Consider the following 6,702-nt stretch of genomic DNA (forward strand, 5'->3'; position numbering starts at 1 on the left):
GCGGGATCCCCACCGGATCCCGCCGCCGTCGTGCGTACCGGACCGACCCCCGCCACGGGACCCTTCGGCGGCCGCCGAAGAGCGCACCCTCTAGCGTGACCCCATGAACCTCACCGGGAACGGCACACGCGGCGGAGCGGCGGCGTGACGCCGTGGGAGATGGCCGCCGTGCTCGCGGCCGGCACGGGCGCCGGGGCCGTCAACGCCGTCGTCGGTTCCGGAACGCTGATCACCTTCCCGGTACTGCTGGCCACCGGCCTGCCCCCGGTCACGGCCACGGTGTCGAACGGGCTGGGCCTGGTGCCCGGTTCGATCACCGCGGCCCTCGGCTACCGCGAGGAACTGCGCGGGCAGGGCCGGCGCGTCCTCCTGCTGGGCGTCGGTGCCGTGCTGGGCGGCCTCGCGGGCGCCGTGCTGCTGCTGACCCTGCCCGCGTCGGCGTTCGAGCGGATCGTGCCGGTCCTGGTGGGCCTCGCCCTCGTCCTGGTCGCGTGCCAGCCCTGGATCGCCCGGCGGGTGCGCCGCCGCCGTTCCTCGGGCGGTTCCGTCCGCCCCGACGGCGGCCCGCTGCTGTTCACCGGGCTGACCGCCGCCAGCGTCTACGGCGGCTACTTCTCCGCCGCGCAGGGCATCATCTACGTCTCCCTGATGGGCATGCTGCTCGATGAGACGCTCCAGCGGCTCAACGCCGTGAAGAACGTGCTGGCGGCCGTCGTCAACACGGTGGCCGCCCTGCTGTTCCTGTTCTTCGCCGACTTCGACTGGACGGCCGTCGTGCTCATCGCCGCCGGGTCGGCGCTCGGCGGCCTGATCGGAGCCAGAACGGGCCGCCGCTTCAGCCCCGCGGTCCTGCGCACCCTGATCGTGTCGGTCGGCACCGTCGCCCTCGTCCACCTGGTGCTCCACTGATCCTGTCCCGGAGACCCAGGGCGCCCGGGGGCCTCCGCCCCCGAGCGTGACCGATGCTCTCCGTTCGCCTTCTCGCCCTTGGGTCCTCTCCCTTTCAGTGAGCCGCCGACCGCGCCCCGGTCCGTGCCCCCTCGGCGTCGATGTGCGGCACCACCCGGTCCAGCCACCTCGGCATCCACCAGGCGTGCCGCCCGAGCAGGGTCATCACGGCCGGCACCATGAGCAGGCGTACGACGGTCGCGTCGATGAGCACGCTGACGGCCAGTCCGAGCCCGAGCATCTTGACCACGATGTTGTCGCTGACGATGAACGCCGCGAACACGCTCACCATGATCAGCGCCGCGCAGGTGATCACCCGGGCCGTGATCTCCAGGGCGTGCGCCACCGATCCCTTCGCGTCCCCGGTGCGCAGCCAGGCCTCGTGGACGCGGGACAGCAGGAAGATCTCGTAGTCCATGCTGAGGCCGAAGACGATGGCGAACATCATCATCGGCACATAGCTCTCGATGGGCACCTTGCCGTGCACGCCGAGCGCGGGCCCGCCCCAGCCCCACTGGAACACCGCGACGACCACGCCGTACGAGGCGGCGATCGACAGCACGTTCAGGACGGCCGCCTTGACGGCGACCAGCAGCCCCCGGAACACGGCCAGGATGATCAGGAACGCCAGCCCCACCACGACGGCGATGATCACGGGCAGCTGGGAGGCGACGATGTCACGGAAGTCGACCTGGGTCGCCGTCGTACCGGTGACGTACCCCTTGGCGTCCGTGCCCTGGACGGCGTCCGGCAGAGTGTCGTCGACGAGACGGTTGGTCAGGTCCGTGGTCGCGGCGTTCTGCGGGGACTTGGTCGCGTAGACCGTGCCGATCAGGATGTCGCCGTCCTGCGTGGGGGTCAGGGGAGTGACAGCGGCGGTGCCTTGGACCTGGTCGAGGGACTGCTGGGCCTTCGAGGCCAGGGCGGAGCGCTGCGACTGCGGCACGTCCGTCTGGTCGATGACGACCGTCAGCGGGCCGTTCGAGCCGGGCCCGAAGGCGTCGGCCATCAGGTCGTACGCCCGTCGGTCGGTGAAGGAGGTCGGGTCGGCGCCGTCACCGATGTGCCCCAGCTGGATGGAGAACAACGGGACCGCGAGGATCACGACCACGGCGACACCCGCCGACAGGAACGACAGCGGTCTGCGCTCCACCCGCTGCGCGTACCGGTGCCAGGTGCCCTGTGGCGTGTCACCCGCCCCGGCTTCGGTCTCGGCGATGGGCGGGCGCACGTGGTAGCGGTCGATGTGGCGGCCGATGAAGCCGAGCAGGGCCGGCACCAGGGTGAGCGCGCCGACGACGGCCGAGACGACGGTGACCGCGGCGGCGAGCCCGAGCAGGGCGATGAAGGAGACTCCGGACGCGGACAGGCCCGCCAGCGCGATGATCACGGTGCAGCCCGAGACGAGAACGGCATGGCCGCTGGTGCTCGCCGCCTGGCCCGCCGCCCGCACCGGGTCCATGCCGTCGATGAGGTTCTGCCGGTGCCGGGTGAGCATGAAGAGGGCGTAGTCGATGCCGACACCCAGGCCGATCATCGTGGCCAGGGTCGGGGAGACCGTCGCGAACGTGAAGGCCGCCGCCAGCAGGCCGAGGATGGCGAGGCCGCCGACGACGCTGATCAGCGCGCTCAGCAGCGGGACGACGGCGGCGATCACGCTGCCGAACCCGACGAGGAGCACGATGACGGCCACGCCGAAACCGATCAGCTCGCTCACCCGGTCGTCGGCCGACGGACGGGCGAGCTCGCCGAGCGGTCCGCCGTACTCGACCTCCGCCCCGGCCGACCGCAAGGGCTGCACCGCGGTGTCGACGCCGTTGAGGTAGTCGTCGCCGAGCGTCGAGGGCTGCACGTCGAAACGGACGGTGATGTAGGCCGTCTTCTTGTCGTCCGACAACGGGCCCACGTTCTTCTGGCCGCTCGGCGTGGCCGGGGCGGACAGCGGGTTCTGGGCGGACAGCACGTGCGGGAGCTTCTCCAGATCGGCGACCGTGGTCGACATCTGGGAGCTCAGCGCGGTGAGGGGCTGCTGATCGTCGCGCATCACGATCTGGCTGCTGTAGCCGCCGGCCTCGGGATCGTGCGCCTTCAGCACGTCCAAGCCCTTCTGGGCCTGCGCCTGGGGCAGGCTGAAGTTGTCGGAGTAGGATCCCCCGAATTCACGGCTGACGACCTGCAGCGCCACGAGCGCCACCAGCCAGGCGATGATCACGATCACGAAGTGGCGCGCGCACCACTCGCCCAGCCGCCGCAGCACGCCTCCGCGCGCGGCCTTCCTGTCCCGTTCACCGGTACGGCTGTGCGGCATGGACGTCGTCTCCTGTGTCGGCCGGGAGGTGCGATCCCGCCCATTAGATGCGCGCGCGATCACTCCCGCGTTCCAGGCACGCGGACGCCCCGGGACTCCGGCCGTCCGTTCCCCCGAAAGGCCCGACCGCGCGGATCGCGCTCCCGCCCCGCCCGCCCCAGCGCTCCGGACCCGAGTGCCACCCCCAGCCCCACCAGCGCACTGCCGGCCGCCTGCGCGGGACCGTAGGAGCCCGTGCCGACGAGAGGCGCGGTGCAGGCGGCCGCGACCGGGATGAGGCCCGAGAAGAGGGTGGCGCGTTCCGCGCCGATCCGCTGCATGCCCATGTACCAGCACACGAATCCGACCACGGTGACCACCACCGCCTGCCACAGCAGCGCGGCCGTCTCGACGGCGTCCGGACGCCGCAGCCAGTCGGCGCCGTCGGCGAGCAGCCCGACCGCGGCCGACTCCAGCGCGGCGACCGCGCACACCGTGGCGGACAGCAACCGGGGCCCGAGCGGCCGCAGTACGGGAACGGCGAGCACGGCGAACCCGACCTCCCCCGCCAGGGCACACAGCGAGAAGGCGATGCCCGAGCCGTCCGTGCGCCCCCAGCCCTGGACCGTGAAGGCCCCGACCGCCACGAGCAACGACCCGTACAGCACCACCCGTTGGGGCCTGCGTCCGTCCAGGAGCGGCACGAGCACGGCGACGGCCACCGGTGCGCAGCCCACGAACACGCCGGGCACCGCGGGTTCCGCCGTGCGCTCGGCGGCGATGACGGCCAGGTTGAAACCGACCATGCCGACCGCGGCCAGCAGGGCGAGACGGGCCCACTGACGGGGTGTCAGGGCCCGTAGGCGGCCGGCGGCGCCCTTGCCGGCCACCGGCACCAGCAGCAGACAGGCCACTGCGTAGCGCAGGAACTGGCCGCCCGCATACGGGTAGTCGCCCAGGACGCTGTTGGCGGTGAAGGATCCTCCGACGAGGACGCAGGCGAGCGCGGCGAGCAGGGTGCCGCGCGCTGTCGTGGCGTTCATGGTGATGACGCTAGGCAACCGGGCGGCCCGGGACGGGGTCCACTTCCGTGCCTGCTTGATGGACCAATTCCCGCCCGGGCCGTTGGTGGTCAGCCGATGTGGTAGCTGTCGCCGTAGACCTTCCAGTCCAGCGGCGGGTTCAGGTCGAGGTTGCGCCGGCGCAGGAAGACGCGCTGCGCGGTGTCGACCCGGCTCGTGTCGCTGTGTGCCTCCTCCTGCTTCATGGCCCACACCCGGGCGTCCAGGAAGGCGTCGAGGTACGTCACCTCGTCACCGCCCTGCGCCGGAGGCTTTGCGGTCCGCAGCGCGCGCCTGCGGATGTTGCGGAAGCTCAGGGGATCGGTGCCGTCGCCGTGCATGACGATGGCGTCGTAGTACGCGAACTGGCCGAGCACGCGCAGCCCGTCCGCCTTCCCCTGCCGGACTGCCGGCCCGAAGTACACCCGGTCGCGCTCGTCGTCCTGTGCCCGCTGGAACGCTGCGTCCCGGGCCGCCCGGCGCCAGTCGCCGGGGAAGCCGGGGTCGAGTCCGGCATGCGAGTCCGAGCCGTTGACCTCACGCAGAGCCGGCAGGTACTTGGCGAGGACGTTGCCGGGCCGGCGGACGGTGTAGAGCTCCACGAGGTCGAGCATGTCGCCGGTGCCGGAGCAGAACCCGATGATGCCGGCGGTGTAGCCGCGGCCGTCACGGATGTCCTCGATGTACTGGTACTGCGCCTTCCAGTCGAGCGAGGAGTTCTCGGCGCTCGACACGAGCTGCATGGCGATCTCCTTCTTCGCCGGGTCGTCGAGCCCGATCGCCCGCACGGACGCCGTGGCGGCGACGGGTCTCAGGAAGGGGGTGGCCGCGATGGCCGCACCGAACAGCGTCAGGGCGGTGCGGCGCGTCGCCGGGGTACCGGGGTGTCTCACGGGGCCTCCAAGCAGAGTGGGGGGTTGGAAGAGCTGGCCGTGCAGAACTGATAGGAAGGTTTCCTATCACCGGAGGGCCGGAAGGGGAACCGCCGACGTGAAAGTTCGTACGGTCGAACAGGGCGACGTCCGCAGCCGATGTCCCCGCGACGACAGCCCCGCCCGGGCCGGCAGCACGACTTCTGCCGCTGCGGGACGCCTCGGGAACCAGAAGCCCCTCCCGCACGTCAACTCATTGCCCACCAAGGGACGAACGGTCGGACCGACCGGCCGGAGAGGGGAATCGCCGTGGACGAGGCGACGACGCAGCAGGGGAACGAGGCGGAGGGCGCGGCCCGCCGGGCCCGCTTCGGGACACTGCCGGAGCCGGTGCGCGTGGAGGACATGGTCGAGGAGCGGGCGGCGAGCGTGCCCGACCCGGCGCGTACCGCGTACAACCAGGACGAATGGATGGTGCGCTACTGCCTGTGAGGCGCCCCGCGCGCTGCCCGAGCGCAGCAGGACGCTAGGCGCGGCCCTCGGCGCCCAGGTCGCGCAGCCAGCGCACGACGTCGTCGGCGTCCTGGGCGCGGGCGACGTCCAGCGGGGTCATGCCGTCGTAGCCGCACCAGTCGGGGTCGGCGCCCCGCCGGTGGAGGTACTGCGCGGTGGGCAGGTGACCGCCGTGGCAGGCGCCCCAGAACGCGCTGGTGATCTCCTCGGGTGACGGCGCCTCGTCCGCCTCGACGCAGGCGCGGACCCGGTCGAGCAGACCGAGCGTGGCGGCGTCCTGGAGGGTGACGCGGGCGCCGTGCTCGACGAGCCGGTACGCGGCGCGCCACTGGCCGAACCCCCGGGCGTCGGCCAGTGGGGTGCCACCGCCGATCACCGCCCCGGGCGCCTCGATGTCGGCCCCGGCCGCGATCAGCGCGTCCAGGACGGGCACGTCGTTGCTGCTGGCGGCCCAGTGCAGCGGAGTCTCCGCGTGCGCACCGCCGAAGCGGGCCTGCGGATCGGCCCCGGCGGCGACGAGGACCGCGACCACCTCGGGGCCCCTGGGGAAATGACCGGGCCAGTCGGCCGCGATGTGCAGCAGACTGCGTGTGCCCTTGCCGTCCTCGCCCTGCTCGGTGATGCGTGCGGCGGCGAGGCCGGGATGGTCGGCGAGCAGCCGCCGGAGCCCGGGCAGATCCCCGGTGCGGATCGCCTCAGTGACGGCGACGGCCAGCGGGTCCTGCGATGTCAGCGTCTGCAAGCCGGCCTCCCGTTGCCGTCAGGGCTCCCGATTCTGCCAGCCTGCGTGCTCCCGCACGGCCGCCCGCGGGAAACGACCGGACCATCGTCCGCGGCCCGGCGGCCCGGCGGCCTGGCGGTCCGGTGGCCTGGCGGTCCGGCGGCCTGGTGGTCCGGTGGCCTGGCGGCCTGGCGGTCCGGCGGCCTGGTGGCCCGGCTGGCCTGGCGGCTCAGCGCCCGGCAAGTCTCCTCGGGCTACTGTCAACTCAGCCGAGAACCTGGGGGCTTGACGTGAGCGGAC

At 72.5% G+C, this 6,702-nt stretch carries 6 protein-coding genes; 2 read left to right on the top strand and 4 right to left on the bottom strand.

All coding sequences use genetic code 11. The features are described 5' to 3' along the window. The first annotated feature begins 144 nt into the window (after window positions 1-144). A complete protein-coding gene (locus AB0E85_RS39480; protein WP_361937589.1) occupies window positions 145-909 on the top strand; it encodes a sulfite exporter TauE/SafE family protein in 765 nt (254 codons plus the stop codon). Between the two features lie 94 nt (window positions 910-1,003). Here AB0E85_RS39480 and AB0E85_RS39485 read toward each other — a convergent pair whose 3' ends face one another. The 3 genes from AB0E85_RS39485 to AB0E85_RS39495 form a co-directional block, all read right to left on the bottom strand. Continuing rightward, window positions 1,004-3,256: an MMPL family transporter gene (locus tag AB0E85_RS39485; protein ID WP_361937590.1), complete on the bottom strand. Its 2,253-nt coding sequence runs from the start codon at window positions 3,254-3,256 to the stop codon at window positions 1,004-1,006. A 59-nt stretch (window positions 3,257-3,315) separates the two neighbouring features. Then, on the bottom strand, window positions 3,316-4,278 hold the full coding sequence (locus AB0E85_RS39490; protein WP_361937591.1) for a DMT family transporter: 963 nt from the start codon (window positions 4,276-4,278) through the stop codon (window positions 3,316-3,318). Window positions 4,279-4,367: 89 nt separating this feature from the next. Continuing rightward, window positions 4,368-5,189, bottom strand: coding sequence for a chitosanase (locus AB0E85_RS39495; RefSeq protein WP_361937592.1), 822 nt, complete (start codon window positions 5,187-5,189; stop codon window positions 4,368-4,370). A gap of 288 nt (window positions 5,190-5,477) precedes the next feature. Here AB0E85_RS39495 and AB0E85_RS39500 point away from each other — a divergent pair, with 288 nt between their 5' ends. Next, window positions 5,478-5,660, top strand: a complete 183-nt coding sequence (locus AB0E85_RS39500; protein ID WP_361937593.1) for a hypothetical protein — start codon at window positions 5,478-5,480, stop codon at window positions 5,658-5,660. A 34-nt stretch (window positions 5,661-5,694) separates the two neighbouring features. On the opposite strand, the gene AB0E85_RS39505 is transcribed toward AB0E85_RS39500, so the two are convergent. Then, window positions 5,695-6,423 (bottom strand): ankyrin repeat domain-containing protein, encoded by a 729-nt coding sequence (locus AB0E85_RS39505; RefSeq protein ID WP_361937594.1) that lies wholly within the window; start codon window positions 6,421-6,423, stop codon window positions 5,695-5,697. Between the last annotated feature and the right edge of the window lie 279 nt (window positions 6,424-6,702).

The sequence above is a fragment of the Streptomyces sp. NPDC029044 genome (genome assembly GCF_040637495.1).
Classification (GTDB): domain Bacteria; phylum Actinomycetota; class Actinomycetes; order Streptomycetales; family Streptomycetaceae; genus Streptomyces.

Coding starts and splice junctions, on each gene's coding strand:
- AB0E85_RS39485 (WP_361937590.1), bottom strand. CDS start 3,256: ATGCCGCACAGCCGTACCGGTGAACGGGACAGGAAGGCCGCGCGCGGA.
- AB0E85_RS39490 (WP_361937591.1), bottom strand. CDS start 4,278: ATGAACGCCACGACAGCGCGCGGCACCCTGCTCGCCGCGCTCGCCTGC.